Raw genomic sequence first — 26,410 nt, 5'->3', positions numbered from 1 at the left:
CCCGGTACAATACCGGGCTCATACCCTAGAGGCTGCCTAATGAAACGACCTGTCTAACTTTCGGGGGTCACTTCATAGTAGCTCATGACTTTTTCTATTAAATAACCTTTTTAAATAAGTTATATACTTTTTTTGAATTACCTTCATTTAATTGATAATAAGTAAGGTCTACGTCATCAGGAGTGTTTTGATGGGCAATCATAACTTCACTACTGTTGTTATCTACTATCCAAATTAAATATTGTTTATAAGTTCCATCTTGGAAAGTAATCCACATGTTACAATCTACTAAATCAGAACCTTCTTCATCTAGCGTTAAATCGCCTTTTTTTGCTGTATCCATACTGTTAATGAATGTTTTTAATTCATCTGTTTTTGTAAGGAAGATAGATTTTTTTGTCTTAAGCGACTCCACATGTATATCTTTTATTTCCTGTTTTCCTAAAAAAACAGGAGGTGCATTTGGGTCTCTTTGAGTTGAAATAATAGTAGCTTTCTTCTTTGGTTTACTTGCTGTATAGAGATCTTGAATAGATTTTCCAGAGTTTAAAAACCATACGGTTCCAAAAACAATCAATGCGCTACCTATCAATAAAATGATTTTCTTAATAGGGTATTCTCCTCTCTATGGCTTCATGTGAAGAGCTTTTCTATTAATATATGATAGGTAAGCGTAAAGTATTATAGTTGAACGTGGTTATGCTTCACGGTTTTTATAGGGCGATCAACGAGTAAATTGTAAGTGAGCCCTATTAATACGAGAATTCCACCAATAATTTTTCCGGTTGATAGTTCGTGTGACAGGAAGAAATCGATGATAGTCCCCGTAAACAATTGTCCGATAAAGATGAGTAACGTTAAATAAAATGCTGATATTTTAGGAGTAATATAGTTTGATAATGAGATGACGATAACGCCTACTAATCCGCCTAAGTATACAGCGATAGGTATGGATTGTAACGTATGACTAGAAATATACAACGAATCTGAACTGAAAATTAAAAATAACATGGAGAAAAATAATCCAGTAATATAATTGAAAAATGTGCCTTCCCAATTTCCAATTTCCTTTGCTAAATTCGCGTTAATAATTCTAGCAACAACGATAGAAACACCAGCTAAAATAGCGATACAAATATATAACATTTTCTTACCTCCATTAATAAATTGTCATGACTATAATTCCAGAAGAGATGAATAATAATCCAATTAGTTTTTTCTTTTCAAACTTTGCAACCTTCATTCCTAATAAGCCGAAGTGATCAATAACAATTGCAGCAATGGATTGACCGAGTAAACTTAATGCGATCGTAATAGAGGCACCAAGGGCGGAGAAACTTATGTTGTTAAAAAGAACAGTGAATACTCCAATCGCTCCAGCGCTATATAAAAAAAGTGGAATACCTTTATCGAAGCGGATTTTATTTTTGTTTATGATTAAAACGAAAATAACTGCAATTAAACCGACAAGGTGAATGACAACGCTTGCTGTATACTTGCCAATTAACTCAGATAAAATCCCGTTCAATGGAAGCATAATGGCAATAAGCACACCAATAAAGACAGAAAGAAAGTTATACAATGTAATAGCCCCTTTATATTTCATATTTGTAATGACTGTATCATGTTGAAATTGTGTATTACTATGACATATGTCATAGTGGAAGAAGAAAATTTTAATTACAATGGGGATAGTTGTAAAGGCGGGGGAACTATGAAGAAAGTATGTAATTCTATTAAATTAGCAGAGTATATGAAACAAAATAATATTGATTCATTTTTTAGTAGTGATATGAAACCATATATGGAACTTATATTTTTTAAAAAGAATGAATTTATTTGTAGAGAAAATGAAGAGATAGATTATTTATATTTTTTCGTTGAAGGAAAAGCGAAAGCATTTAATACGTTAAGTAACGGGAAATCTGTGTTGTTATGTTTTTATGATAGTTTGCAGTTACTAGGAGATGTGGAATTAATTCACTCTCAAAAGACTGCTTCAAATGTACAAGTCATGGCAGATTCGTATTGTGTTGGCTTGCCTTTAGGGAAAGTGAGAAACCAGCTATTTCATGATGCGAAATTTTTAAGATGTATTTGTGGATCGTTAGCCCATAAGTTAAATCGTCTTTCAAAAAATAGTACAATTAATTTACTATATCCACTTGAAAATAGACTCGCGAGTTACATGTTAGCAGCAGGGGAACGAGCGGCTCAGCATGGAAATAGAATTGTATTTAGTGGGAATCTAACGGAAACAGCTGAATTGTTAGGAACGAGTTATCGGCATTTATTACGAACATTAAATACCTTTTGTGATAAAGAGATTATAAAGAAAAACAATGGTTGCTTTGAAGTGATGAATGTGGATGTTTTGAAGGAATTGGCGGCGGACGTATATAAATAATATATTAAAGTGGGGATTTAGATGAAAATAGCTATAATTTCAGATATTCATGGGAACAGTCACGCATTAAAAGCAGTATTAAAAGATATTGAACGTCGCAAGGCCGAAATGATAATCAATTTAGGGGATAGTGTGTATGGGCCGTTAGATCCTTTAGGGACAATTGAAATATTAATGAATAACGAGATGATACATATTAAGGGGAGTTTACTTTATAGTGAACTGCTCTTTTTTATTTTGGATAGATATTGAATTATAAAAAAATAAAATGTTATGATTATGGAAACGTATGAACATATGAACATGTATTCATGTGTTTGTGAGAAGGAGGAATTGGAATGAAAGATATAATTATCGTTGGAGCTGGTCAAGCTGGATTAACAATGGGATACTACTTGAAGCAGGAAGGATATAGTTTCTTATTACTTGAGGCGGGAAACCGAATTGGCGATTCTTGGAGAGGCCGCTATGATTCTTTGCAGCTCTTCACACCAAGGGAATATAGTAGTTTACCAGGTATGATATTAAAAGGAGAAGGGAATGGATTTCCATGTAAAGATAAAATTGCAATTTATTTAGAAGAATATGCAAGGTATTTTCAATTGCCGGTACAATTACAGACTCAAGTTTTAAAAATAAGAAAAGAGAAAGAAATATTTGAATTACACACTCCTACAGAAACTTTACAATCGAAAAAAGTTATTATCGCATCAGGTGGTTTTCAGCAACCATTCACCCCCTCATTTTCACAACATCTTTCATCACATATTTTTCAAATACATTCATCACAATATAAATCACCATTACAAATTCCAAAGGGAAAAGTACTTGTAGTAGGTGGTGGGAATTCAGGCATGCAAATAGCAGTAGAACTTGCAAAAACTCATGTAGTTACAATGGCTATAAGTCATCCGTTAACCTTTTTACCGTTATATCTTTTTAGAAAAAGCATTTTTAATTGGTTAGAAAAAATGGGTTTATTGTATGCTGAAATACATACAAAGAGAGGAAGGTGGTTTCAGAAGCGAAAGGATCCCATTTTTGGTTTTGAAGGTAAGGAACTTATTCGTAGTGGAGCAATAAAACTACAGGGAAAAGTGGTAAGTGCATCAGGAAATAATATTATGTTTCAGAATGGTGGCACGTATAGTGCACAAAGTATTATATGGTCAACTGGTTTTGTTCAAGATTATAAATGGATTGAAATAGAAAAGGCAGTGAATATGAATGGATTTCCTAATCATACAAAGGGAATGAGTCCAGTAAGAGGATTGTATTATATTGGACTGCCGTGGCAATCTCAAAGGGGTTCTGCGCTTATTTGTGGTGTAGGAAAGGATGCGGTGTATTTGCTTTCTGAAATCAAAAAATAGATCAGTAGCAACAGCTACTGATCATCCATATGTACATGAATTAGGAGAGGTCAAACATTTCAAACGTTTATTAGCTTTAGTATAATAGATTTTCATGAAATAAAAAACTGAAAATTATAATTTTTTGTTGAGAAAGTTTTTTGTATCGAAATATATAAAAAAACGGGGATTTCTATTGAAAGAAAATATGATATTTATATTTTAGTAAATTATGATATAGTCTATATAAGATTCTTTTCCTTAAATTAGGTTTTTTGTATAGTAATTACATTCGCAGTTGGAAAGGGGAAAAAATTGTGAAGTTTGATGATCAACGTCTACTAGGAATACGATTAGGTTCTGTACTCATAACAGAAGAAAATCAATATTTAGTAATTAAGAAGAAAGATCATTATGCACTATTAAACATACATAATTTAGAATGCACACATGTCGAAGTGCAGTTAGAGCATATTGAAGAACTGCTGCATGAAGATTTCCAAGAAAGTATAACTGAAATTATCGCACCAGAACATATTAAAATTGTGGTGAAAAATGTTATATAAAGTGAAACTTTAATCAGTGGGGGTTTTCTTCATCCCCCACTGATTATTAGTTGAACCAATCGGGCTTTTACGGGCAGTTGATCCCCCATCTAACTTTTTTGCTTTCGCTGAATTTTGAGGTGGGGGTCTTACTGCCCGTTAATGCGGGATAAAGAAAGAAGCTGGGAGAATCAGCTTCTTTCTTTGTTTTACTTCGTTAATTATAAGGATAACATTTTTAAAATCTCACCAATAATCCCATCCTTTTGATGAACACCTAAATCCGAGTTCGTCATAATAACAGCGCCATTACCTCGGTATGGATTACATACCATCATACATTGAAATCCAACACCCCAGCCAAGTGAATGAATTTGTAAGTCTTCATTAGAATACTCTAGAAAAACACCTAACCCAGTCCATTTGGTGAATCCTTGAGGAGAAATCATATCTTGTACTGTTTTTTAAGAAAGTTCCAGTTTGCTATTTCCCTGTAAGGACTGAATGATTTCAATAATTAAAGTTGATAAGTCAGTTGGTGTTGTCCAAATGCCTGAAGCAGCTGCGAATGGATAAAATGGATACTTCTCATTTGTAACGGTGCCATCTTTATTATGTCCACAAGCAAATGTATCTAATTTATTTATATCTTCAGTAGGGAATACCGTACTATTCTTCAGTTGAAGTGGTTGAAAGATATATTCTTCAAGTAAAAGGTTGAATCGTTTTCCAGTTATATTTTCAAGTAGTAGTTCGATAATACAAAAGTTTGCGTCAGAGTAGTGAAATTCGCTTTCTGGTTTATAAGTTACCTCTATAGGTACGGGGCAATATAGTGTTTTACCAGCAAGAAGTTCAGGGATTTTAGGTATTCCTTGCACTAGCTTATAATGTTCAAAACTATTGGGAGGATCAATGATTCCAGATTGGTGACTTAATAAGTTTCGCAGCGTGACTTTTTTCTGTGAAGTAAATAGATTGGTAGGGATGTTCCAAGATGTGAGTCTATCATTTACGTCTTCATCTAAATGTACGATTCCTTGATCTGATAACGTTAGTACAAGCATTGAAGTGATGAATTTGCTAATAGAACAAGAATTGAATATGGAATCCGTAGTGACAGTTCTAGTTGTTCCAGATTCAAGTGTTCCGAAAGCAGTAGCTTCATCAAGTTTACCGTCACGTATAATGGCAAAGCTTAACCCTGAAACAGAATATTGTTTCATTTTCTCATATATATTGTTACTTTTTAAGTTCATAGTGACTCCTTTCCTTTGAAAACAGAATATTGAATTTATTATACAGTAGTAAATAGAGAGAAAAGGAAAACACTTCATCTTTTATCGATGAAGTGTTTTCATAGTTTAAGTTAATTCGAAGTAAATGCTTTAAAAAATTTATCTCTGTACATGTACATAAGCCATGAGGCTGTTATAAAGGAAATAAAGATTTGTTTGTTTTTAATTGGTGCACTGAAAACAAGCCAACCAACTATATCAAATAACAAATGTAGTGCAATTGAAAGAACTACAAATTGTAGTAACGTCTTAAAAAATCTTTTCATAAAGTGTCCCCCTAAAATAAAAGGTTTTATCCCCATTAACGGGCAGTAAAACTCCCACCTCAAAATTCGACTGGGGCAAAGAAGTTAGGTGGGAGTCGGGCTGCCCGTAAACGCCCGATTGGTAAAGACTAATAATCAGTGGGGGACGAACAAAACCCCCACTGATTAAAGTTTCACTTTATCAACAATGTTGCATATTACTATTATACATTAAATGTGTCCTATGGTAAAATTTACATAAGTTACTTAAATAAAACAATGCTAGTGAGGAGGAACAGTCTTCGAATTTTGGATTGTCATACCGATAGCGGCCTTTGGATTTATGTATCTCGCTGAAAAATTAAATAAAATCGAAAAGAAAACAGATACGCGTTTAAAGAGGATGGAAGATAGATTACAATTAATTTCGAAAGAAATGGGAATTGTAGATAGAGAACCTGAAATTAATAAAGAATTACGCCAGCTTGTGGAAGAAGGAAAAACAGTTACAGCAATTAAGAGAGTAAGAGAGGCTTTTGGTTTTTCAATACTAGAAGCGAAGCAATATGTTGATAAGTTATAAAAAAGATCATCCAATTGGAGGGTCTTTTTTTACTGAACCATACGTGTATTTACATAAGCAGCGATTATAACGTGGCCAATAATAATGATGGGAAATATAATTTTAACATTAGGAGTAATGAAGACACTGCCAATTGTGGCAATAACACCAGCAATTAAATTATAAAGACCAACTATTTTTGATAACTTCACTTTGTCAGGTACACGGCGTTCATTGAATCCTGATAAGAGCCAAGTGTATTGTTTTACCCCTATGAAATAGGCCAATGCAAATGAAATGATTGCTATTATGAATAATGATGGATACGCGAAGAGAGTCACCAGAAACACCTCCGTTAATGGGCTATAAATAAATTATAGTATGAATGTTATAATTTAACAAAATATATTTTTGATTTTAAGTGTAATAGAAAAATGGAGTATTTGTGATGAGGGGAGATTAAGTATGAATATTGTGGAATTCCAGAGATATGTATTAAATTTCAGTAAAGAAAAAGGATTTCAAGATACAACAATTGAAGAGCGTACGATGTATGCGATGGCGGAATTAGGTGAATTAGCGGAAGTTATATTAAAGCGTGATAAAATACAAGATTCGAAAAGAGAGATTGGTTTAGAAATGTTTGATGTAATTTGGAATGTATGTGATTTAGCAAACAAGTTAGAAATTGATTTAGAGAAGGCGTTTGAAGAAAAAATGATGATTAATAAAAAACGTGAATGGTAAAAGGAAAGTTAAAACGCGCACAAAATTTTGTGCGCGTTTTATTAATGGTATGAAAAATATGTAAAAAAAGATGGAACAAACATTTGAGACGAATTGTCTAATATAGGTAATAACTATTTAGTTTGAAAGAAAGGGTGGAGAAAATGAAAAAGAATACATTATTAAAAGTAGGGGTATGTGTTAGTTTACTAGGAACAATTCAATTTGTTAGCACAATTTCTTCTGTGAAAGCGGAACAAAAGCTAGAGCAAAAAGTAATAAAGAATGAGACAGGAACTATTTCAATTTCTCAGTTAAACAAAAATGTATGGGTTCATACTGAGTTAGGTTATTTTAATGGAGTAGCAGTTCCTTCGAACGGTCTAGTTCTTAACACTTCTAAAGGGTTAGTGCTTGTCGATTCTTCTTGGGATGATAAGTTAACGAAGGAACTAATAGAGATGGTAGAAAAGAAATTTCAGAAGCGCGTAACGGATGTCATTATTACACATGCGCATGCTGATCGAATTGGCGGGATAAAAACGTTGAAAGAAAGAGGCATTAAAGCGCATAGTACAGCATTAACTGCGGAACTAGCAAAGAAAAATGGATATGAGGAGCCACTTGGAGACCTACAAACAATTACAAATTTGAAGTTTGGAAATATAAAAGTAGAAACGTTCTATCCAGGGAAAGGGCATACAGAAGATAATATTGTCGTATGGTTACCGCAATACAACATTTTAGCTGGAGGCTGTTTAGTGAAATCTGCGGAAGCTAAAGATTTAGGGAATGTTGCTGATGCATATGTAAATGAATGGTCGATATCGATTGAGAATGTGTTGAACCGATATGGAAATATGAACTTAGTAGTGCCTGGTCATGGAGAAATAGGGGACAGAGGATTACTTTTACATACATTGGATTTGTTGAAATAAGAAACAAGAAATAAAGTAATAATGAAGCGAATTGTAGATTTAAGAAATTTTTGGAATACAAAAGAGAGGAGAAAACTATTTCCTCCTCTTTTTCTTTTAACTATATTGAAATGCCGAAGCTATTGATTACGCCTAAATATGTTACTGAGATTTTAATTCTAAATATACAAATACTAGTACCGTCATAATTGCTATAATAACGTAAGTAACATCAAGCATTATAAGTGTCTTTAATGTTTCAGTCATCCTAATTCACCCCTGTTATAAAAATATAACATGACCTCTTATCAATTAAATAAGAGATCATAAAGATAACAATGTACATGAAATTTCTTAAGTAGTTTCTATATAAATATATCATATAAATAATGTGAAAAATGTTAAGATGGTGTAAATGTATTGTAAATAAAGAGGTTTCCTATAAAATCTTTAATCAAAAAATTGATAGTTCTTCAAAATGAAAAAACGCTATTCTTTCTGTTGAATGATAGAAAGAATAGCGTTTTTGTATGCTTATTAGTTGCTAATAGTTCTCTAAATCAATTATCTAGCTATTTGAAAGCATCAACAAAGGTGTCCATTTTTCTGTATGTTTTTTAGTGTCAGTAAAAATATTATGTCAACAATATGAACTGTCACAAATTTATATATATTATTGTGATTGATATCACATCCTTTTTTCCTGATGGGTATTATGCTTGATTTGTAATGAATGATTGGGAGAGGGTGGGATGATATGTTTTGTTATCAATGTGAACAAACGCCAACAGGCGGATGTAAAGTGATGGGTGTTTGTGGTAAGAATGAAACAATTGCAAGTTTACAAGATACGATTGTGTTTGGATTAAAAGGAATAGCGGCTTATCGTACGCATGCTGCGCAGCTAGGGTATACAGATGCATTTGTAGATGCTACAACTCAAGAAGCGCTATATATGACATTAACAAATTCTAACTTTAATGAACAAGAACATATTGATATGGCTATGAAAGTAGGGAAATCGGCTTTACGAGTAATGGAGTTATTAGATGAGGCACATACGAATCACTTTGGTGTTCCGGAGCCTGTTCAAATTACGCAGAACCATGTAGAAGGTAAGGCAATTGTAGTTACTGGTCATAATTTATTTGCATTAGAAGAGTTATTAAAGCAAACAGAAGGAAAAGAAATTAACATTTATACGCATTCTGAAATGCTACCAGCACACGGATATCCACAACTGAAAAAATATAAACATTTAAAAGGAAACATTGGTAAGGCATGGTACGATCAACGACGACTTTTCGAAAAATTCACTGGTGCTATATTAGCTACAACGAACTGTGTTATGCCAATTAAAGGATCATACTCTGATCGATTCTTTTCATATGATATTGCAGGCTTAGAGGGCGTACAAAAAATTGAAAATGACGATTTTACACCAGTGATTCAAAAAGCGCTAGAACTTCCAGAAGTACATATGGAGTCGGATGAACAGTTAGTAACAGGGTTTCATCATAATACAGTATTATCATTAGCTCCAGAAATTATTGAGGCAGTAAAGGAAGGGGAAATTAAGCGTTTCTTTGTTATCGCAGGTTGTGATGCACCAGGAAAAGGCGGGGAATACTATCGTGAATTAGCAACGTCACTTCCGCCAGAAACGGTTATTTTAACAACTTCCTGTGGGAAATTCCGCTTTAATGATGTAAGTTATGGCGTTGTGCCCGGTACGGAGATTCCACGTTACATTGACTTAGGACAATGTAATAATTCAATTTCTACAGTGAAAATAGCGGCCGCTTTAGCTGATGCTTTTCAATGTGAAGTGAATGAATTGCCAGTGAGTATTGTTCTATCATGGTTTGAACAAAAAGCGGTTGCCATTTTACTTGGGCTATTTAGTCTTGGTATTCAAGATATTCGCATTGGTCCAAAGGCACCTGAATTTATTTCACCTGGTGTGCTTGATGTATTACAAGAGACGTTCGGTTTAAAACTAATTACAACCGCAGCAGAAGATATGAATATGATGTTATCGTAACAAAAAGGATGTCCTATATGAAGAGTTGACTTTATCCCGCTATTTGCGGGCAGTAAAACTCCCACCTCAAAATTCAGCTGGAGCAAAGAAGTTAGGTGGGAGCCCTGTTGCCCGTAAACGCCCGATTGGTGAGGGCTAATAATTAGTGGGGGATGAACAAAACCCCCCACAGATTAAAGTTTCACTTTATAAAGAGTTTGTATGTATTCGCAAGCTCATGTATTAGATGCACAGGTGCATTAGTAGAAGAACAAAAAAATGATCCGGCTTTTTAATAAGGAGAGCTATCTACATTCATTAACTTCGGAATATTATAACGCCCAAAATAAAAATGCGGAATTTTTGTTTTGGGTATTTCCTTTTCTTAGCTGGATAGGTATGTGGTGAGAGTTCTTAAGAAGAAAATAGGCAGTATCCAATAGATAATAGCGGATTTAAGAAAAAATTTAAAAATTGATTTGACATTCTATCTACATAGTCATACAATATAGTGGTAATAAGTAATACTGAATAGCGTGGTTTTTAAAAATATATTCAGTATCCACTAGGCAAAAGCGGATTTAAGAAAAAATTTAAAAATCGAGTTGACATTCCAATTACTTAGTCATACAATGTAGTTGTAATAAGTAATACTGAATAGTGAGGTTTCTCAAATGCTATTCAGTAAAAATTAGCCTTAGTACTCTGTGGTACTGAATATAAGTCAGACATAATAGGGGGTAAAGGAGGATCAGAATATGGAAAATTTAACTGAAATGCTGAAAGGTTCGCTGGAAGGATGTGTTCTGGAAATCATTAGCCGCCGTGAAACTTATGGCTATGAGATTACCCGCCACCTGAATGAGCTTGGGTTTACTGAAGTCGTGGAAGGAACGGTCTATACCATCCTTGTGCGATTAGAGAAGAAAAAACTTGTGAATATTGAAAAGAAACCGTCAGACATGGGGCCGCCTCGCAAGTTTTATTCACTAAATGAGGATGGCCGTCAGGAGCTTGAATTGTTTTGGAGAAAATGGGATTTTGTATCATCAAAAATTAACGTCTTGAAGTCAAACTAGCCTCATAAGATTAAATATTCGGCCGATATTTTGGGAGTTTCTTGTTCTGCTTTATAAAAAAGGAGGAAAAATAATATGTTGGAAATGTTCAAAAAATTAATTGGTGATAAAAAAGAGTACAAAATGATGATGGCACGGGTTGGAGCTCTGCCAGAGGACTATCAGTTTGTGTTTAAGAAAATTCAAAACTACATGTGGAATTTCTCAGCTGGTAACGGGATGGATATGCTACACATACAGTATGAACTAATCGATTTGTTTGAAGCCGGTGCGGCGGAAGGCAGACAAGTGCTAGAAATCACTGGAGAGGACGTGGCATCCTTTGCTGACGAACTAGTGGCAAACGCTAAAACTTATGTTTCCAAGTATCGTGAAGATTTGAATGAAAGTATCATGAAGCAATTGAGAAAAAAATAAATGCAACAGGTAATACCGACTGATTAGCTGGTTACAAATGTGAATTGCCGCCATCGCTATTCAGTTATATTTTTAAATCGGTACTAAGTAATACAGAATATCAGTAATACTAAATAGAGGAGTGTAGGCAGTCTAGCTTTACAAAACATTTTTTAAGGAGGAAAAAAGTATGACCAATACAGCGATTTCTGTAAAAGGATTAAAAAAATCCTTTAAAGATAAGGAAGTGTTAAAAGGGGTAGATTTTGAAGTGCAGCGTGGCGAAATTTTCGCACTGCTGGGCTCAAATGGAGCGGGCAAGACGACAATAGTCAATATCCTCTCGACGCTGATGAAGCAAGATGGCGGCGAAGTAGGTATTTGTGGTTTTGACGTTCAGCGTCAACCTGATCATGTTCGTCAAAGTATCAGTCTGACAGGGCAGTTTGCAGCTTTAGACGGAATGCTCACGGGGAGAGAAAACTTGATAATGATTGCCAATTTGCGTGGAGTTTCTAGTCCTGCTCAAGTCGCTGATAATTTGCTTGCAAGATTTAGCCTGACTGATGCAGCCAACCAGAGGGCAGACCAGTATTCAGGTGGGATGAAGCGCCGGCTTGACATCGCGATGAGTTTGATTGGGGCGCCAGCAGTCATTTTTCTCGATGAACCGACGACAGGGCTTGACCCCGAAGCGCGGATTGAAGTATGGGATACCGTCAAGGAACTTGCCGGCGGCGGCACAACTATCTTGCTCACGACCCAGTACCTCGAGGAAGCCGAACAACTGGCGGACCGTATCGCTATCTTGCATGGCGGAAAAATTATTACGACTGGTACTCTTACAGAACTTAAAGAGATGTTCCCGCCAACAAAAGTGGAGTATATCGAGAAGCAGCCGACATTGGAAGAAATTTTCCTTGCGATCATTGGCAAAAAGGAGGAGATGTAAATGAAGAGCAAAACAGGGGTATTATTAGGGCGCTTAATGCGCAACATCATGCGCAGTCCAGATACAATTATTACGGTAGCGATTACGCCGATTATGATGATGCTGTTGTTTGTCTACGTATTTGGCGGCGCCATAAAGACAGGAACGGATAACTACGTCAATTATTTATTGCCGGGAATCTTGCTGATGGCTATCGCATCCGGTGTCGCTTACACATCCGTACGGTTGTTTACGGATGTAAAGAGCGGGCTGATGGCACGTTTCATTACTATGCCTATCAAGCGTTCGTCGGTATTATGGGCTCACGTATTAACATCACTTGTTGCTAATGTGCTTACTATCGTGGTGGTTATTCTTGTTGCGCTCTTAATGGGCTTCCGTTCCAGTGCTAATATTCTGGATTGGCTCGCGGTAGCTGGAATACTCGGGATGTTTACGCTGGCGCTGACATGGTTGGCTATCATTCCTGGGTTGACAGCGAAGTCTATGGAAGGGGCGACAGCCTACTCGTACCCACTAATTTTTCTGCCCTTTATTAGTTCGGCCTTTGTTCCTACCGAAACTATGCCAAAAATTGTTCGTGCGTTCGCTGAAAACCAGCCTGTGACTTCAATCGTAAATGCGATTCGTGCCCTCTTATATGAAGGGACTGTTGGCAACGATATTTGGATTGCACTTGCTTGGTGTGTGGGCATTATGGTTATCGCTTACTTCTTCGCCGGCAAAGCATTTAAACGTCAGTTAGGGTAACACCACCAGTTCGGTGCACAATGGCAACTAAACCTTCTGGAATAATATATATATGGGAAAATGGATTTAAATCACATTAATCTTAGTTATTGCTATAATTGTTAGTATTCTTACTGGTTATGCAGTTGGTACGTAAGTAGGCTCAGACGTTGAGAAAAAGCAGACTGAGAGAGTTAAAAGGGAAGAGATAGTATTTTGACCTCAATTCTAATTGCCATATAATAAATGCAATTTTTATACATGAAAAGCCCACCTATTTCCGTAGGTGGGCTATATCTTTACTACACAATTCGAAAGTATACTCTCTTTTTCTAAATATGTAATTATGCATATTTAGAAAAAACTACACTTAATAAATATTACATATAGTAAATGGAAACTTATGGTGTAATTCTTTTAACAGGCTTAACATGATAACGATTATATAAGGTGCGTAGGCTCCTTTGGAAAAGTTCTTCTTTTCTGAAAAATGAATATTAATTCGTTATATGTAATGAAAATTCAATGGAATAATTTTATGTTTTCTAAATTTATTCCTTTACATCAATGTGTATTATTTATTACAACAGCTTCATGTCAAAGATATGATGTGAAAGCAAAGGGAAATATAAGTATCTTTATAACGAGTTCCTAATATAATCAATGTGTTAACGAAAGGAACTCTGTATTATGTTTACTTTTCTATTAACTAATACAGCTTCAAACAATGGACACAATTGCTACATAGCAATTGTAATTTATTATCTATTCATAATTCTGTTTATTCTGTCTTTCTAAAAATAAAAAAATATTAGACTCGTAAATATAAACGTTATAATGAGGGCGTCGAGAGGTAACCGATTACCTACGGAGAAAATATCAAACATTTTTAAATTGGACAGACTGAAACGATTAATTGCAGAAAGGTGTGTGACCAGAGGGGGAATTTCTTCAAAATAGTTTAGTAGCAGCGGACATCGTATTAGCTGGTGTAAACAATATCATCAATGCTGACGAAGTATAGGGTTGGAGGATAAATGCCTCGCACATTAAGAGAGACAGCTTTAGGTGGAATCGTTTACAATATGGTGCATCAAGTAAGCGGTTCATTTTTTAAGAATGGTCTATATTCTTAAGCCTAAAAAGAGACGTAAGAATAGGATACAAGGGGGATTTATTATATGAATGGGAATACTGCAAAAAAAATAGAATTTCAAGCTGAAAATACTGCAGTGAAAAATGAGAAATATCTAGATCCTAAAAAGTGGCATAAACAAGATACTACCTGGGCATTGAGCCTTTTTGGAACAGCAATTGGAGCAGGGGTGCTCTTTTTACCGATTAATGCAGGTTCAGGTGGTTTATTATCATTACTGTTAATTACGATACTTGCATTTCCTGTTATGTATTACTCACATAGGGCACTTGCTAAAATGATATACGCTTCTAATTCTGCTGATGAGGGGATCACGGGTACAATAAGAGAGTATTTTGGAAATAAGGCAAGTATAATTTTTAACATAGTATATTTCGTTTCAATTTATACGATCGTGCTGATGTATTCGGTTGCACTTACAAATACTGCAAGTAGTTTTATCGTGCATCAATTGCATATGAAGGAGCCTTCAAGGGCCATTTTATCGCTTATATTAGTACTCGGTCTTATCGCTATACTAAACTTTGGTCAAGATATCATTGTAAAGGTAATGAGCATGCTAGTATATCCTTTCATAGCTTCTTTACTTTTTATTTCAATATCTTTAATTCCACAATGGAATACGTCAATGCTTAGTTTTTCAAGCGTTTCTACTGCTTCAACAGGAACAGGGTATTTTGGAGTGATATTGATGATACTGCCAATCATAGTATTCTCATTTAATCATTCTCCTCTGATTTCGTCATTTGTTATGAAACAGAGAGCTACCTATGGAATAGAAGCTACTGATGCCAAATGTGCTCAAATACAAAAAGTTTGTTATATTATGACATTCGTCGTTGTTATGTTCTTTGTTTGGAGCAGTGCACTGAGTTTAACTCCAAAAGATCTTATGATGGCTAAAGAACAAAACTTATCAATCCTATCATATCTTGCTAATGAGCTTAATTCACCTGTAATCACTATTGTAGCTCCTATCATTGCTTTTGTGGCTATAACAAAGTCTTTCCTTGGCCATTATATAGGAGCATATGAAGTAATGCGTGATATGATTATCAAGTCCGGTAAAACACGTGGGAAAGATATAGGAGAAAAAACAGTTAAGACAATGATTCTTACTTTTGTCGTATTAACATGTTGGTATGTTGCTTATGCAAATCCAAGTATTCTTGGAATCATTGATGCCCTTAGCGGTCCATTAGTAGCTGCTATTTTATGTCTATTACCAATGTATGCGATTCGTAAAGTACCAGTACTGGCTAAATATAGAGGGAAAATGAGCAATGTATTTGTCATTATTATAGGTATACTTACTGTCCTAGCAAGTATTAAGTCATTATTCTAATTCACTATTGTTGGTTTTAGTTCAAAAATAGTGGGATATGAAAAAAGAATGAAAGAGATTATGGATAAGATAAATCCACATTCGAATTTTAAACAAGTAATTTAATGAGGGTAAAACTCTAATATAAAAAGACATGAACAAAGATTAGTTCATGTCTTTTTTTGTTGGCGTTATTCTTAGAAGAGCGTTTAAGGCAGCGGTAGCGAATAAAATGTTTTTACTAGGTATTTAAATAGAGGTAACTGGCATCTAGTCAAACTCAATATTATTTTGGGTGTAACTGGTCACTGCTTATGGGCAGTATAAACATAATCTCGCTTTTAAACCTTCTAACACTTCTTCAGGCACTTCCCTGATTTTGATATCCTTGCCTAGGAAAAGTAGCCAATTTGTTATCTCTGTTAATTCATCGAGATTGTTAACATTGATAAAAGTCTTTAGAATGGCTGTGGATTGATAAGGATTTGTATAGGAAATAGAAATTTTTATAGGATGGTATTTTTTGAACTGGGCAATCGCTTTTGGACCAAGTTCAAGTACAAGGTTGATTGCTTCGTCTTTCTTACTTAATCTCTTTTTCATCGTATAGGGTTCGACATTGATGAGATGATCGACAGGGAGCATCTTCTTTTTTTCTTCCTTTATGTCAAAGGCTTCAATTATCCAATGGCTTTTTTCTTGATAAAGGTGTAGTAGATAAATTGGATAAGACTTGATTTCCTCCTCTTCTTTTACGGTAATCAATAAATGGCTATCCAAAAGAAGGATTTGGATGAGTTTTTCTAACATAGGATGGGGGAGGTCAGAAAGCTCAAGTAGGTCGGGATTATAGGGATTGGTCCCTTCAAAAAGCAAGATTTGATTTAAAAGAACAAGGTCATCTTGCTGGATTTCTGAGATGAGTCCTAGTAGTTTTTCGGCTAAAGACTGACGACTCTTTAGATAGGGAAGTTGTTGATTTCTTGTGGCCATAAAGGCAATAAAAAGAGCTTTGACCTCATTATCAGTAAAGCGAACAACGGGCAGGATAGAGTTATGCATGACAAAATAGCCACCATCCCTTCCAACTTCAGCGACGAGCGGCATCCCCATGGCTTCAATCTCTCTAATGTCTCTAATAGCTGTCGATCGTGAGATGTTAAATTCTCGTATGATTTCAGAAATTGTAAAGCGGGAGCGGTTGTTGATGTACCGCATGATGGTATTAATCCGTTCAACTTTTTTCATGTTGGTCTCCTAAACAGTATCATTTTTTGACATGATTTAAGGATATTATAAACTCATCAAGTGAAAAGATAAATCGTTTGATCAATTTAAAAGTGAGGAAGGTTTTAAATATGAAAAATTATACAATAGAAGAAAAAGATAGCTTTATCGTGTTAGGCATTGGAACTGAACTTAAGAGCCACTATACAGACTTTGCGGGCATAAACAAGGAAAAGGCAGACTTTTGGCTGGCCGTCGAACAAGATGGAAGGTTGGACACTTTAAAAGCTTTAGCTACAAATGATTACATTTTTTCTGTGAGTGAAGCGGTGAATAACAAGATGATGTATTACGCTGGTGTCATGACAGAGGCAACGATACAAGAAGAATCTAGAGTTATCCAGTTTCCGAGGGGAGAATACCTAGTAGTTAAAGGGGAAGGCAATACAGCTGAGGAGCTAAGTAATAAGCTTACTGGTATTGCATTTGGTCAAGCATTAGCTGAAGTAAAAGATTTTGCCTATGTTGGTGGGCCAAATACAACAGTTGAGATGGGGCAGCGAAACGGCTTAGTATTTGGTGAAATATGGATTCCAGTTGTTAGGAAGTAAAGTGTTAAAAGGAGAGATGGAATTGTCCGATATCGTTGATTTTAAAAACGTAACTACAGCTGGCATGGAGTCTTCACCTGTAGCAGAAGCACTTGCTGGTTTACGTGCCCATGAAGCACGTTACTTTATGAATAAATACAAGCATGAATTTACGGTTGTACCAGCTAGTGAAAGCGAGAAGACTCTTGATTATGTGAACCGCATTTTGAAAGAAGAACGTGATATTGAGTTTGCGGCAAAACCTTTAGAAACATCGTGTTTTCAAGTGGAAAATATTAAATTTGCCTATGTCTTCTATGAGGATGGTCTTGCAGTCAACGTCATGTATACGTTGGATAACCCAAAGAAGCGGGCCGTTGGATTTAAGCTTTCTGAGGGAATGGAGATACCAACGGAGTTAGTAGAGAAGTTTAAGTTTGCTAGACAGAAGTCTAAACTTGCTGGAACAATTCGAGGTTCGTTTTTTGTAATTAAAGGAGAATATATTGCAAGTTGAAGAATCAGTCATTTGTTGTATTGAGTTATTCTTTTAAAAGGCGCGATTAAGGCTAACAATCTTGAATTGTTAGCCTTTTTTTACATAAGTATAATATTCATAGTCTGCTACACACTACGTTCAGATAAAATAGAACGAAAGGAAATTACTGTAGGGTGGTGGTGGCGTGAGCAAAAAAAGGCTATTTGAGTTATTCTTAGTAACTTTTGCTTTACTATTCCTTCATGTAAGCACATTTACTAATGAAAAATTGAATGATAAATTTGGTAACTTTACCTTCTTTGTTGTATTTCTCATGTTTTATATCAACGTTGCATTTATAGAACGGTATTTTGATGATATACAAAAGTGGATTCGAAATATCATATTTCTTCTTGCCCTGTTAGTAGTAACTTTAATATCACTATGGATAGGTTACTTTTAAAGCCTTGTGATTAAGTAACTTTTGTTTTGTTATCTTTCCTTAACAACAAACAAGACGCCAACCAGATCATGGTAGCGCCTACGATAAGTACTATTGGTTTAATCATTAACAAGTATATCTGGACCCTTTTTCAACATATACGAGAAACCCGAAATAAATACGATACTAAATATAATAATGGAAGACCACATATTAAAATGAAATTCTTTACCTACAACTAAATAGTAGATGTTATGGACCAAGAAATTAGCACCTATGATAATCCCACCTAACATTGAACTAATTACAAGACTGAGTAAATAAAATTTGAGCTTCTGAAACATTTCCTCTCTACTCCTTTTCTAAAATCAACTTTATTCAGGATGTTTTAGAAAATTATACCATTTATTTTTCTAATATTCTTAAATCTATAATATATTTAAGGTTATTTTAAGAGAAGAAGAATTGCCTACCAAAATGTCCATTTCGGGGTTTCACCAATATGCCCATCAAGCTAATGAAACTAGTATCCCAAAAATAAAAAATGTATATTTTCATCTGGAGATGCCAATTTTCTCGTTTTGGGGATACTATAAAATTTTAGGTTGATAGCCATGTGGTGCTACCCCATTATGTTGAAAAGGAAAAGAACATCTGTGGAACTAGTGGTGACAATAGAGTTGTTCCACAAATGAGACAGAAGAATAGTGTGCCCTATCTGAGAGAATTGGAATATTTATGATTATAGAAACTGTAGCTATTGAAAATAGAACAAATAAAAGCTAAATAACAATAATATAATCTCTTTTCTAGATATGCCTTTATCAAGCATCAAAAAACTTAATACCACTTAGTGCAAAAGCATCAGAACTTGGGTTATAACCAACTAACTTTCTTGTTCCTTCAATATCAATTCGTTTAAACCTGTTGTTAGATACACCATGTAAAATTGAAAATGGAGGTAAGTTCTTTGCCGTCATCGACTTTAAGAGAAGGTCCATAAAATCTTCTGGGCTTAAGTATGCACTCATATCTCTAGCTGTTAGTGGTTTACCATATGGATTATAATCATCATATGCACCTATACGAATAGCAAGACTTTGTAACCCTTCTTCATAAGCAAAATAAGAAGCAACAGCCTCTGCAAAACACTTACTTACCCCGTACATATTTTTGGGTCTCGTGGGTGAATAAGCATGTGGTTGATAATCCAAAGGATAGCCTTCAATTGTTTGAGCACTGGAAGCAACTATCACTTTGGATACATTATTATCACTAGCAGCTCTAAAAATATTATAGGTTCCCTTTATATGATTTTCTAATAAGGAGCCATAAAAATCAGCATTTGGCGAAGGATTACCTGCCAAGTGTATAACTATATCTATACCTTTCGTAAATTCTTGACAAGCAGCTAAATCAGAAACATCTAAATATATGATTTCATGATTTGTATCTTTAAAAGTTTCTAAAGCAGATAAGTTAATATCTGCTAGCCGTAACTGGTAATTCCCTTGCTTATCTAGGAATCTTGTAACATCTTGGCCAATCTTACCTGCAGCACCTGTAACTAAAATTTTTTGCATTTCACTTCATCCTTCCATAAAAAATACATCCCTTGTCAAGGGTCATATAATAGAGCATGCACTTATTGTATGTTGGTAATGGCATTAAATAAAACGAAGAAATATAATGGAGACATGAATAAAATTCATGAGGAGGACCATAGTGACTTTAACAAAATATGAAATATTTAACAAAGTGGCAGAACTCAATAGTTTTACAAAAGCTGCAGAAGTGTTAGGTTTCACCCAATCTGCTGTAAGTCATGCAATTAGCAGTTTGGAAAAAGAGTTTTCCTTTCCTTTATTTATTCGTAATCACTCTACTTTAACATTGACCAAAAATGCAGAGGAGCTTTTAATTACCGTTCGGAAAATTTTATACTATAACAACATGCTGAAGCAGGAAGTAGCCGCTATCAATGGGTTCCAAAAAGGAACAGTAAGAGTGGGGGTTTTTTCGAGTATTTCTAAAAACTGGATTCCTGGTATTCTTAAAAAAATGGAGGAAAAGTTTCCAAATATTGAAATCGAATTACTGGAAGGAAACTATGCTGAGGTTGAGAATTGGTTACAAAACGGGAGATTAGATTGTGGATTTATTAATAATGATACTTATTTTGAATCATTTGAAAAATCCTTTGAAATCGTACAATTGAAGAGGGATCGACTTGTATGTGTTGTATCTAACCAATCCCCATTATGTAAGGAAAACCAAGTATCAATGCAACAAATAGAAAATGTACCTTTTATTATGCCAACATATCAGTGCTATGATGATATTCAAAAAATATTTAGGGAGAATAAAGTTAGCCCCAATATTAGATTCGAAAATATGAATGAATACTCAGTGATCTCCATGGTGGAGAATAATCTAGGAATTAGTATATTGCCAGAAATGATTATACCGACATCAAAAATTTCTTTTGCAGCAATTCCACTTGAAAGTGATAGCTATCGAACTATTGGATTAGCTATAAGAAAACCAACCTCACTCGCGACTAAGAAATTTTCTGAGATTACTAAAAGGTGGGTATCATTTGAATCAATTTAATTTTGCCAAAATCTGAGTTATTTAAACTGATATGGTTCTTCTTGAACGGAGCAGATTAATTCAATAAGCAATGAGAAAAAGTTATATATTATGTGTCGATGTAGAACTATAATATACAAAAATCAGAAGGTAAATATATAGTGATATATAAATTATGCGACAGAACACCCTAATAACTTTGACTAATTACTAAACCTATATGAATCTTTATGGTGGAATTCACTTAAATTAACAAGTAATGATTTGGAACGAATGTGCAATCAAAGTTGATACGCCATTTACGCATTTGATGAAAAATAATTAGTGGGTATGGGACGTGTTATTTCAGATGGTGTAATTACTGGAGTAGTTTGGGGAATATGCGTTCTATCAATCTATCTGTCCGAAGGAATCGCCGCCATGTACAAATCGCGCTGGGCAATTGAATCATTTTTTCGCTGGATTTAGCTGAATTTGAACGTTCCCGTATTGTTTGGCACAACATCCAATGCGTTGTTCAATCAGTTATTCACAGCTATAATTGCCTATGCTTTGCTGGAATTTCTTCGTGCACAAGGCCAAAAGACAAAATAAACGCTTGTCATTTGCAGGTTTCACATGCCTGTTTCTTTGTGAAGCCTTGTCAATTGAGTGGCAAATTAGTTTGAAAGAAACACTTGAATTCTACAGGTCGATAAATCAAGAAATTGTATTACTTTGGTTAATCAACATACGTGTTAATTTATAGTATAATGATTGCTTGAAATAATGCGGTGGAAAACAGGGAAAAGAGGGAACCGATGCCTACTATACTAGTTGCTGACGACGATGCGAACATTCGCGAACTCGTCTGTTTATTTCTACGCAACGACGGATTCGCAACAGCTGAAGCAGCGGACGGCAAGGAAGCACTGGCCGTCTACAGCTCAACGAATGTCGATCTTGTCGTACTTGACATTATGATGCCGATTATGGATGGTTGGACGTTAAGCAAGGAGCTCCGAAGAGCCAATCCTGATTTACCTTTACTTATGCTGACTGCGAGAGGAGAAACATGGGAGAAAGTGAAAGGTTTCGAACTTGGGACGGACGATTATTTAACCAAACCATTCGATCCGTTAGAGTTGACGGTTCGTGTTAGGGCACTACTCAAACGATACAAGATTGGCTCCACGCAGAAGATCCATTTCGGGAACGTCATCCTTGATCGACAGACCTATAAGGTGATGAACGGGACGGAGTCGCTTAAGTTGCCGCTAAAGGAGTTCGAATTGCTGTATAAGCTCGCTGGAACACCCGGACAAGTCTATACGCGCGTGCAGTTGATCGATCAGATTTGGGGTATCGATTACGCCGGAGATGATCGAACGGTAGACGTACATATTAAACGGCTGCGTGAACGGTTCGCGACAACACCCGATTTTCGGATCGAAACGGTGCGCGGGCTTGGGTATCGGCTTGAGGTTTATGAATGATTAGATCCTTATATATACGTGTTGTCCTGACATTTTTAGTCTCCATCATCGGGGGCACGATCATTTCTTTTTTGGTGTCAACTTGGATATTCGAAGATAAATTGAACGAAAACGCTCAAATCAACTCACGTAACTTTGGCCAAGACATCGTCCGGATTTACAAGACCTTTCCGTTACGTGAAGCGGACTTGTTCGTAAGTGAAATGAAGCAGCTCGATTCTTATTATATTCGAATTTACGAAGCAACGGGTCAGTTCAAGTCTTACGGTAAACTTCACGGACACAAACCTGCGCCTGTGACGATGGAGCAGCTAAAGAAAGTATTAGATGGAGGTGTTGTTCAGGACACTCCTAATGGTATTGCCACGGTCCTCTTAGGGTTGCCGTTGAAAACGGAAATGGGAACGAAAGCGATATTTTTGGAAGCGCTCGCCCCTCCTTCAGCCTCTTTTGTCACAAAGTGGGCATTGGTCTTTGCAACATGTTCGTTGATTGCAGGAAGCTTATTGATTCTAGTTGCCTCTGTATTCCTGGTAAGACCGATAAAAAAGCTGACAAAAGCGACCAGGCGGATAGCATCTGGAGATTTCAACGTCAAGTTGAATATTAAGCAAACGAGTGAGCTGGGTACTTTGGCTCGCAGCTTCGAAGAAATGATGCACGATCTGCAGCAACTTGAGCAGATGCGCAGGGAATTCGTAACGAACGTGTCGCACGAGGTTCAGTCTCCGCTCACTTCGATATCCGGTTATGCTCTAGTGCTTAAGCAAGTTGACCTTTCAGAATACGAACGAAGCCGTTATCTTGATATTATCATCGCTGAAGCGAAAAGGATGTCCAAAATGAGCGATAACCTGCTAAAGCTGAGTTTTCTTGAATCGCAGTCAAAGCAACTGCGGCTCGTCACGCTCAGCCTCGATGAACAAATCCGACGGATAATCGTGGCGCTCCAGCCACAATGGTCTGCTCGCGATATACATTTCGAGCTTGATTTACAGACAGTTAAAGTAACGGCTGATCATGACCTGTTAAATCAGGTATGGACGAATATCCTCAGAAATAGCATCAAATTTTCCGAGGATGCCGGCGTGATTAACGTAAGCATCAAACAAGATATCAAAAACGTCACAATCCTAATATCCGACACTGGTATTGGTATTCACCTTGACGACCAGAAGCGTATATTCGAGCGTTTTTTTAAGGCCGATCGTTCCCACAGTCGTAAGTATGACGGAAGTGGTATGGGACTCGCTATCGTTAAACAGATCGTGTCGCTTCATCAAGGTGACATCCGAGTGAAAAGTGAACTTGGTCAAGGAACGACCTTCATTGTCACCTTGCCAATCACTACACCAACAGATTAGTTAGATTCATTCTCTATGCTACGACTCATATGCAAGCTTACTTGCATATAGAGCCGTAGCATTTTTTTGGCAGTTCATATTCAGTTCATATTGTCGTCATGGTGAGTACATCTTCATTGGTTAAGTTTTCATTACAGGCACATGAAGGAAGGCAAACTGATCAGGACAGGAGAAGATGAAAGTGACACAACAAGAGGAAAAGAAAACGCTGAGTGGAATGAAAATAAAGAAAGTGCGAAACATCTTACTTAAAATCATAGGAGCAATCGTTCTAGCGATTGTACTTTTTTTAGGTATTGTTTATATCGTAAATGTGATGAGTAGTCATTCGGAGCAAAAACGAATAGTGCCCTACGGGCAGCACGTATCTGTAGACGGGAAAAACATGAATGTGTTAATTCAAGGCGAGGGCGAGGAAACGATCGTGCTCCTGCCTGGTTATGGAACAGCTACTCCAGGGCTTGATTTTAAGCTTCTTATCGATGAATTATCTCCATTTTACAAAGTTGTTGCGGTAGAGCCTTTCGGTTATGGATTAAGTGATGAAACTGTAAAAGAGCGAACCACGGAGAATATGGTAAGTGAAGTTCATGAAGCTCTACAGCAGCTTAATATTAACAGATACATGCTCATGGGCCACTCCATTACAGGCATTTATGGAATTGATTATGTGAACAAATATCCAAACGAGGTGACTGCATTTGTCGGAATCGATAGCAGTGTTGCAACACAACCGGGTATGGATATCAATTTCCCATTAAAAACGTTTGCATATCTCAAAAAATCAGGTCTCTTAAGATTGGCTATGAAAATCAGTGCTGACCCCTATGCTGGACTGGCATTTGATGAAAAAACCGTAGAGCAAATGAAAATGATTTCGAATAAAAACATGTATAATGACACAACCTTGAATGAGATGGATCATATTTCGTCTAATTTTAAAGGGGCTCAAGGTTTAATCTTCCCTAAATATCTTCCACTTCTTCTCTTTGTACAAGCGAATAATGAAGATGTAGCAGGATGGATACCTCTGCATGAAGGGCAGATCAAAGACTCGGTACATGGAAAAGTAGTAACCATGGATGGATCACATTATTTACACCATACCAAATTCAAAGAAATCGCTGAAAACGTTAGACTATTTATGAAAGAAGTAAAGTAAGTGTTCAGAGAAAGGTCCATCCGTTATTTTATGCATTTGTCTACAGTCTGCAAGATCATCATTTCGATGGTCTTTTTTATGTCCAAACAGTTGTATATTTCCAAACCAAGATTATACTTTCGCCTGAAAGACATTGGGTTTCATTTTCATATTAACTAACGAGGCAGGTGTGTGGCCGAGCCTAGGTCGTATCATATAACGGGTGGGATTCCCGTCGAGTAAGAACTAGCCATTCGCTCGTAGCGAGTCTTGGAGGGCTAAAGGTAACTTTAGTCTTTAAGCGTAGACAGTTAGGTGGCGGATTTGCTTTACTGATCGTTCTATTCATCCTGTTAATCATTATAGGATGTAGTTGTTGGAGCGGCGGTAGCGGCGGATTCGGTTACTAAAAAAAGGGGCACTCATAAGAATGTCTTTTTTCTCAATATAAGAACTCTAAGAATATGATATCATTTTAATGCAAATTCCCTTTTGTGCAATGAGATAGTAATGCCCAACAAAAACCCCACCTATTTCCGTAGGTGGGTCTTATCTTTATTACACAATATCAAAGTATACTCTCTTTTTCTCGTGAATTTTATGTAATTATACATATTTGTAAAAATTACATAAAATAAATATTACATGTAGTAAAATATAAATTGTGGACACGTTCTATAAAGCTGATTCTCCGATTAGAAGGCGTAACACATCTCAACCATATAGGTGTGGCGTTGCTTTAATCTAGCCAAACAAACGATCTCGATTCTCTTGTATTTGTACACTAACAATCTGTTGAAAATAAATGATTCTGTTTTATAGGACGTGTTTACTTAATGTCCAATACATATTATTAAATTAAAGTGGTTCAAGTCGGAGGAAGGCACCTTAGGGTGTCTTTTTTTTATGTAATAATGCATAGAATATTAAATTTAACATATATTATGATATACTCTCAAGGTGTGATACATAATTTCTTTAAATTGGAAAACTAAACCTTATCTACCCAATTGTGGGGGACGCCTTATGGCGTCTTTTTTTTAGGACCTGCTCAATTCAGGCGTAAAAACATAAGGTAAAGTGAACCCGTTAAAATACATGGAATAAACCCTAGTTTCACCCTCTTATCTAAAGGAGGAAATATTATTATGGGATATGGTGGTAGTTGCGGCGAAGGCTGCGGTTTTGCTGGAGGATTTGCTTTACTTGTTGTATTATTTATTTTATTAATCATTATCGGATGCAGTTGCTTCTGCTAAAAAGCTATTGAAAAAGACACTCTTATATGGGTGTCTTTTCTTTATGGGGTCTCCCCACACATCCATCAACTTAACGTATATTTTTATACAAAATGCGGTCTTTCCACGTAGTTTTTTATTATCTTGTATAG

Annotated in this window: 28 protein-coding genes and 5 pseudogenes; 24 read left to right on the top strand and 9 right to left on the bottom strand. The window is 35.8% G+C overall.

Annotated features, from left to right (window positions below):
- Positions 1-97: 97 nt before the first annotated feature.
- The 3 genes from SB773_RS28585 to SB773_RS28575 form a co-directional block, all read right to left on the bottom strand.
- Positions 98-577: a hypothetical protein gene (locus tag SB773_RS28585; RefSeq protein WP_002128384.1), complete on the bottom strand. Its 480-nt coding sequence runs from the start codon at positions 575-577 to the stop codon at positions 98-100.
- 104 nt (positions 578-681) lie between these two features.
- On the bottom strand, positions 682-1,146 hold the full coding sequence (locus SB773_RS28580; protein ID WP_002014128.1) for a DMT family transporter: 465 nt from the start codon (positions 1,144-1,146) through the stop codon (positions 682-684).
- Between the two features lie 13 nt (positions 1,147-1,159).
- The gene (locus tag SB773_RS28575; RefSeq protein ID WP_131245384.1) at positions 1,160-1,606 is read right to left on the bottom strand and encodes a DMT family transporter; all 447 of its coding nucleotides are present in this window, start codon (positions 1,604-1,606) and stop codon (positions 1,160-1,162) included.
- Positions 1,607-1,714: 108 nt separating this feature from the next.
- Between SB773_RS28575 and yeiL the strand changes: the two genes are divergently transcribed.
- From yeiL to SB773_RS28555, 4 genes and pseudogenes are all read left to right on the top strand, one after another.
- Positions 1,715-2,407, top strand: a complete 693-nt coding sequence (gene yeiL, locus SB773_RS28570; protein WP_131245385.1) for a transcriptional regulator YeiL — start codon at positions 1,715-1,717, stop codon at positions 2,405-2,407.
- Positions 2,408-2,428: 21 nt separating this feature from the next.
- Positions 2,429-2,614, top strand: a pseudogene (locus SB773_RS28565) (metallophosphoesterase family protein); the annotation flags it as partial.
- 131 nt (positions 2,615-2,745) lie between these two features.
- Complete coding sequence (locus tag SB773_RS28560) at positions 2,746-3,780, top strand: flavin-containing monooxygenase (RefSeq protein ID WP_131245386.1); 1,035 nt, start codon at positions 2,746-2,748, stop codon at positions 3,778-3,780.
- Between the two features lie 296 nt (positions 3,781-4,076).
- The gene (locus SB773_RS28555) at positions 4,077-4,325 is read left to right on the top strand and encodes a hypothetical protein (RefSeq protein WP_002087603.1); all 249 of its coding nucleotides are present in this window, start codon (positions 4,077-4,079) and stop codon (positions 4,323-4,325) included.
- Positions 4,326-4,525: 200 nt separating this feature from the next.
- On the opposite strand, the pseudogene SB773_RS28550 reads toward SB773_RS28555, so the two are convergent.
- Both SB773_RS28550 and SB773_RS28545 read right to left on the bottom strand, forming a co-directional pair.
- Positions 4,526-5,563: pseudogene (locus SB773_RS28550) on the bottom strand (serine hydrolase domain-containing protein).
- 110 nt (positions 5,564-5,673) lie between these two features.
- Complete coding sequence (locus SB773_RS28545) at positions 5,674-5,868, bottom strand: hypothetical protein (RefSeq protein ID WP_131245389.1); 195 nt, start codon at positions 5,866-5,868, stop codon at positions 5,674-5,676.
- Between the two features lie 292 nt (positions 5,869-6,160).
- Here SB773_RS28545 and SB773_RS28540 point away from each other — a divergent pair, with 292 nt between their 5' ends.
- A complete protein-coding gene (locus tag SB773_RS28540) occupies positions 6,161-6,430 on the top strand; it encodes a hypothetical protein (protein ID WP_410593554.1) in 270 nt (89 codons plus the stop codon).
- Positions 6,431-6,459: 29 nt separating this feature from the next.
- On the opposite strand, the gene SB773_RS28535 is transcribed toward SB773_RS28540, so the two are convergent.
- Positions 6,460-6,750 (bottom strand): DUF3784 domain-containing protein, encoded by a 291-nt coding sequence (locus SB773_RS28535; RefSeq protein ID WP_410593549.1) that lies wholly within the window; start codon positions 6,748-6,750, stop codon positions 6,460-6,462.
- 124 nt (positions 6,751-6,874) lie between these two features.
- Here SB773_RS28535 and SB773_RS28530 point away from each other — a divergent pair, with 124 nt between their 5' ends.
- The 9 genes and pseudogenes from SB773_RS28530 (at position 6,875) to SB773_RS28490 (ending at position 15,732) form a co-directional block, all read left to right on the top strand.
- Positions 6,875-7,156 carry a MazG nucleotide pyrophosphohydrolase domain-containing protein gene (locus SB773_RS28530; protein WP_002137547.1) on the top strand — a complete coding sequence of 94 codons (282 nt, stop codon included), beginning with the start codon at positions 6,875-6,877 and terminating at the stop codon, positions 7,154-7,156.
- Between the two features lie 143 nt (positions 7,157-7,299).
- Positions 7,300-8,073, top strand: a complete 774-nt coding sequence (gene bla2, locus SB773_RS28525; RefSeq protein WP_410593546.1) for a BcII family subclass B1 metallo-beta-lactamase — start codon at positions 7,300-7,302, stop codon at positions 8,071-8,073.
- A 736-nt stretch (positions 8,074-8,809) separates the two neighbouring features.
- Positions 8,810-10,096 (top strand): hydroxylamine reductase, encoded by a 1,287-nt coding sequence (gene hcp, locus SB773_RS28520; RefSeq protein ID WP_410593544.1) that lies wholly within the window; start codon positions 8,810-8,812, stop codon positions 10,094-10,096.
- Positions 10,097-10,833: 737 nt separating this feature from the next.
- The gene (locus SB773_RS28515; protein ID WP_002128372.1) at positions 10,834-11,154 is read left to right on the top strand and encodes a PadR family transcriptional regulator; all 321 of its coding nucleotides are present in this window, start codon (positions 10,834-10,836) and stop codon (positions 11,152-11,154) included.
- A 75-nt stretch (positions 11,155-11,229) separates the two neighbouring features.
- Positions 11,230-11,571 carry a DUF1048 domain-containing protein gene (locus tag SB773_RS28510; RefSeq protein ID WP_002014108.1) on the top strand — a complete coding sequence of 114 codons (342 nt, stop codon included), beginning with the start codon at positions 11,230-11,232 and terminating at the stop codon, positions 11,569-11,571.
- 169 nt (positions 11,572-11,740) lie between these two features.
- Positions 11,741-12,502 (top strand): ABC transporter ATP-binding protein, encoded by a 762-nt coding sequence (locus SB773_RS28505; RefSeq protein WP_113769644.1) that lies wholly within the window; start codon positions 11,741-11,743, stop codon positions 12,500-12,502.
- Positions 12,503-13,252, top strand: coding sequence for an ABC transporter permease (locus SB773_RS28500; protein WP_002014105.1), 750 nt, complete (start codon positions 12,503-12,505; stop codon positions 13,250-13,252).
- Positions 13,253-14,128: 876 nt separating this feature from the next.
- Positions 14,129-14,265, top strand: a pseudogene (locus SB773_RS28495) (L-serine ammonia-lyase, iron-sulfur-dependent, subunit alpha); the annotation flags it as partial.
- A gap of 147 nt (positions 14,266-14,412) precedes the next feature.
- Positions 14,413-15,732, top strand: coding sequence for an aromatic amino acid transport family protein (locus tag SB773_RS28490; protein WP_410593539.1), 1,320 nt, complete (start codon positions 14,413-14,415; stop codon positions 15,730-15,732).
- 291 nt (positions 15,733-16,023) lie between these two features.
- Here the strand turns inward: SB773_RS28490 and SB773_RS28485 are convergent, their stop codons facing one another.
- A complete protein-coding gene (locus SB773_RS28485; RefSeq protein WP_410593536.1) occupies positions 16,024-16,959 on the bottom strand; it encodes a helix-turn-helix transcriptional regulator in 936 nt (311 codons plus the stop codon).
- Positions 16,960-17,069: 110 nt separating this feature from the next.
- On the opposite strand from SB773_RS28485, the gene SB773_RS28480 reads away from it, so the two are divergent.
- The 3 genes from SB773_RS28480 to SB773_RS28470 all read left to right on the top strand — a co-directional run bounded on the left by SB773_RS28480 (position 17,070) and on the right by SB773_RS28470 (position 18,469).
- The gene (locus SB773_RS28480; protein WP_016091906.1) at positions 17,070-17,549 is read left to right on the top strand and encodes a GyrI-like domain-containing protein; all 480 of its coding nucleotides are present in this window, start codon (positions 17,070-17,072) and stop codon (positions 17,547-17,549) included.
- The gene (locus tag SB773_RS28475; protein ID WP_078176688.1) at positions 17,536-18,045 is read left to right on the top strand and encodes a phage tail protein; all 510 of its coding nucleotides are present in this window, start codon (positions 17,536-17,538) and stop codon (positions 18,043-18,045) included. Before SB773_RS28480 ends, SB773_RS28475 begins: the two co-directional genes overlap by 14 nt.
- Before the next feature lie 166 nt (positions 18,046-18,211).
- The gene (locus tag SB773_RS28470; protein WP_002146495.1) at positions 18,212-18,469 is read left to right on the top strand and encodes a DUF3963 domain-containing protein; all 258 of its coding nucleotides are present in this window, start codon (positions 18,212-18,214) and stop codon (positions 18,467-18,469) included.
- 98 nt (positions 18,470-18,567) lie between these two features.
- On the opposite strand, the gene SB773_RS28465 is transcribed toward SB773_RS28470, so the two are convergent.
- Together SB773_RS28465 and SB773_RS28460 are read right to left on the bottom strand one after the other, a co-directional pair.
- A complete protein-coding gene (locus SB773_RS28465; protein WP_002190252.1) occupies positions 18,568-18,792 on the bottom strand; it encodes a hypothetical protein in 225 nt (74 codons plus the stop codon).
- Positions 18,793-19,272: 480 nt separating this feature from the next.
- Positions 19,273-20,031 (bottom strand): NAD-dependent epimerase/dehydratase family protein, encoded by a 759-nt coding sequence (locus SB773_RS28460; protein WP_060749103.1) that lies wholly within the window; start codon positions 20,029-20,031, stop codon positions 19,273-19,275.
- A 142-nt stretch (positions 20,032-20,173) separates the two neighbouring features.
- On the opposite strand from SB773_RS28460, the gene SB773_RS28455 reads away from it, so the two are divergent.
- From SB773_RS28455 to SB773_RS28425, 7 genes and pseudogenes are all read left to right on the top strand, one after another.
- A complete protein-coding gene (locus SB773_RS28455) occupies positions 20,174-21,061 on the top strand; it encodes a LysR substrate-binding domain-containing protein (protein WP_410593532.1) in 888 nt (295 codons plus the stop codon).
- A gap of 147 nt (positions 21,062-21,208) precedes the next feature.
- Positions 21,209-21,454, top strand: a pseudogene (locus SB773_RS28450) (GNAT family N-acetyltransferase); the annotation flags it as partial.
- A gap of 386 nt (positions 21,455-21,840) precedes the next feature.
- The gene (locus tag SB773_RS28445; RefSeq protein ID WP_410593530.1) at positions 21,841-22,515 is read left to right on the top strand and encodes a response regulator transcription factor; all 675 of its coding nucleotides are present in this window, start codon (positions 21,841-21,843) and stop codon (positions 22,513-22,515) included.
- Positions 22,512-23,879 carry a sensor histidine kinase gene (locus SB773_RS28440; RefSeq protein ID WP_098273790.1) on the top strand — a complete coding sequence of 456 codons (1,368 nt, stop codon included), beginning with the start codon at positions 22,512-22,514 and terminating at the stop codon, positions 23,877-23,879. Before SB773_RS28445 ends, SB773_RS28440 begins: the two co-directional genes overlap by 4 nt.
- Positions 23,880-24,060: 181 nt before the next feature.
- A complete protein-coding gene (locus SB773_RS28435) occupies positions 24,061-25,041 on the top strand; it encodes an alpha/beta hydrolase (RefSeq protein WP_002190246.1) in 981 nt (326 codons plus the stop codon).
- A 293-nt stretch (positions 25,042-25,334) separates the two neighbouring features.
- Positions 25,335-25,430 (top strand): annotated as a pseudogene (locus SB773_RS28430) (YjcZ family sporulation protein); the annotation flags it as partial.
- Between the two features lie 738 nt (positions 25,431-26,168).
- Positions 26,169-26,279, top strand: a complete 111-nt coding sequence (locus tag SB773_RS28425) for a YjcZ family sporulation protein (RefSeq protein WP_000540371.1) — start codon at positions 26,169-26,171, stop codon at positions 26,277-26,279.
- Positions 26,280-26,410 lie beyond the last annotated feature (131 nt).

This window comes from Bacillus sp. SIMBA_074 (assembly GCF_046534555.1).
Classification (GTDB): Bacteria; Bacillota; Bacilli; order Bacillales; family Bacillaceae_G; genus Bacillus_A; species Bacillus_A mycoides.
The sequence above is the reverse complement of the archived record's forward strand: the minus strand, read 5'-3'. Positions and strand labels throughout refer to the sequence as shown.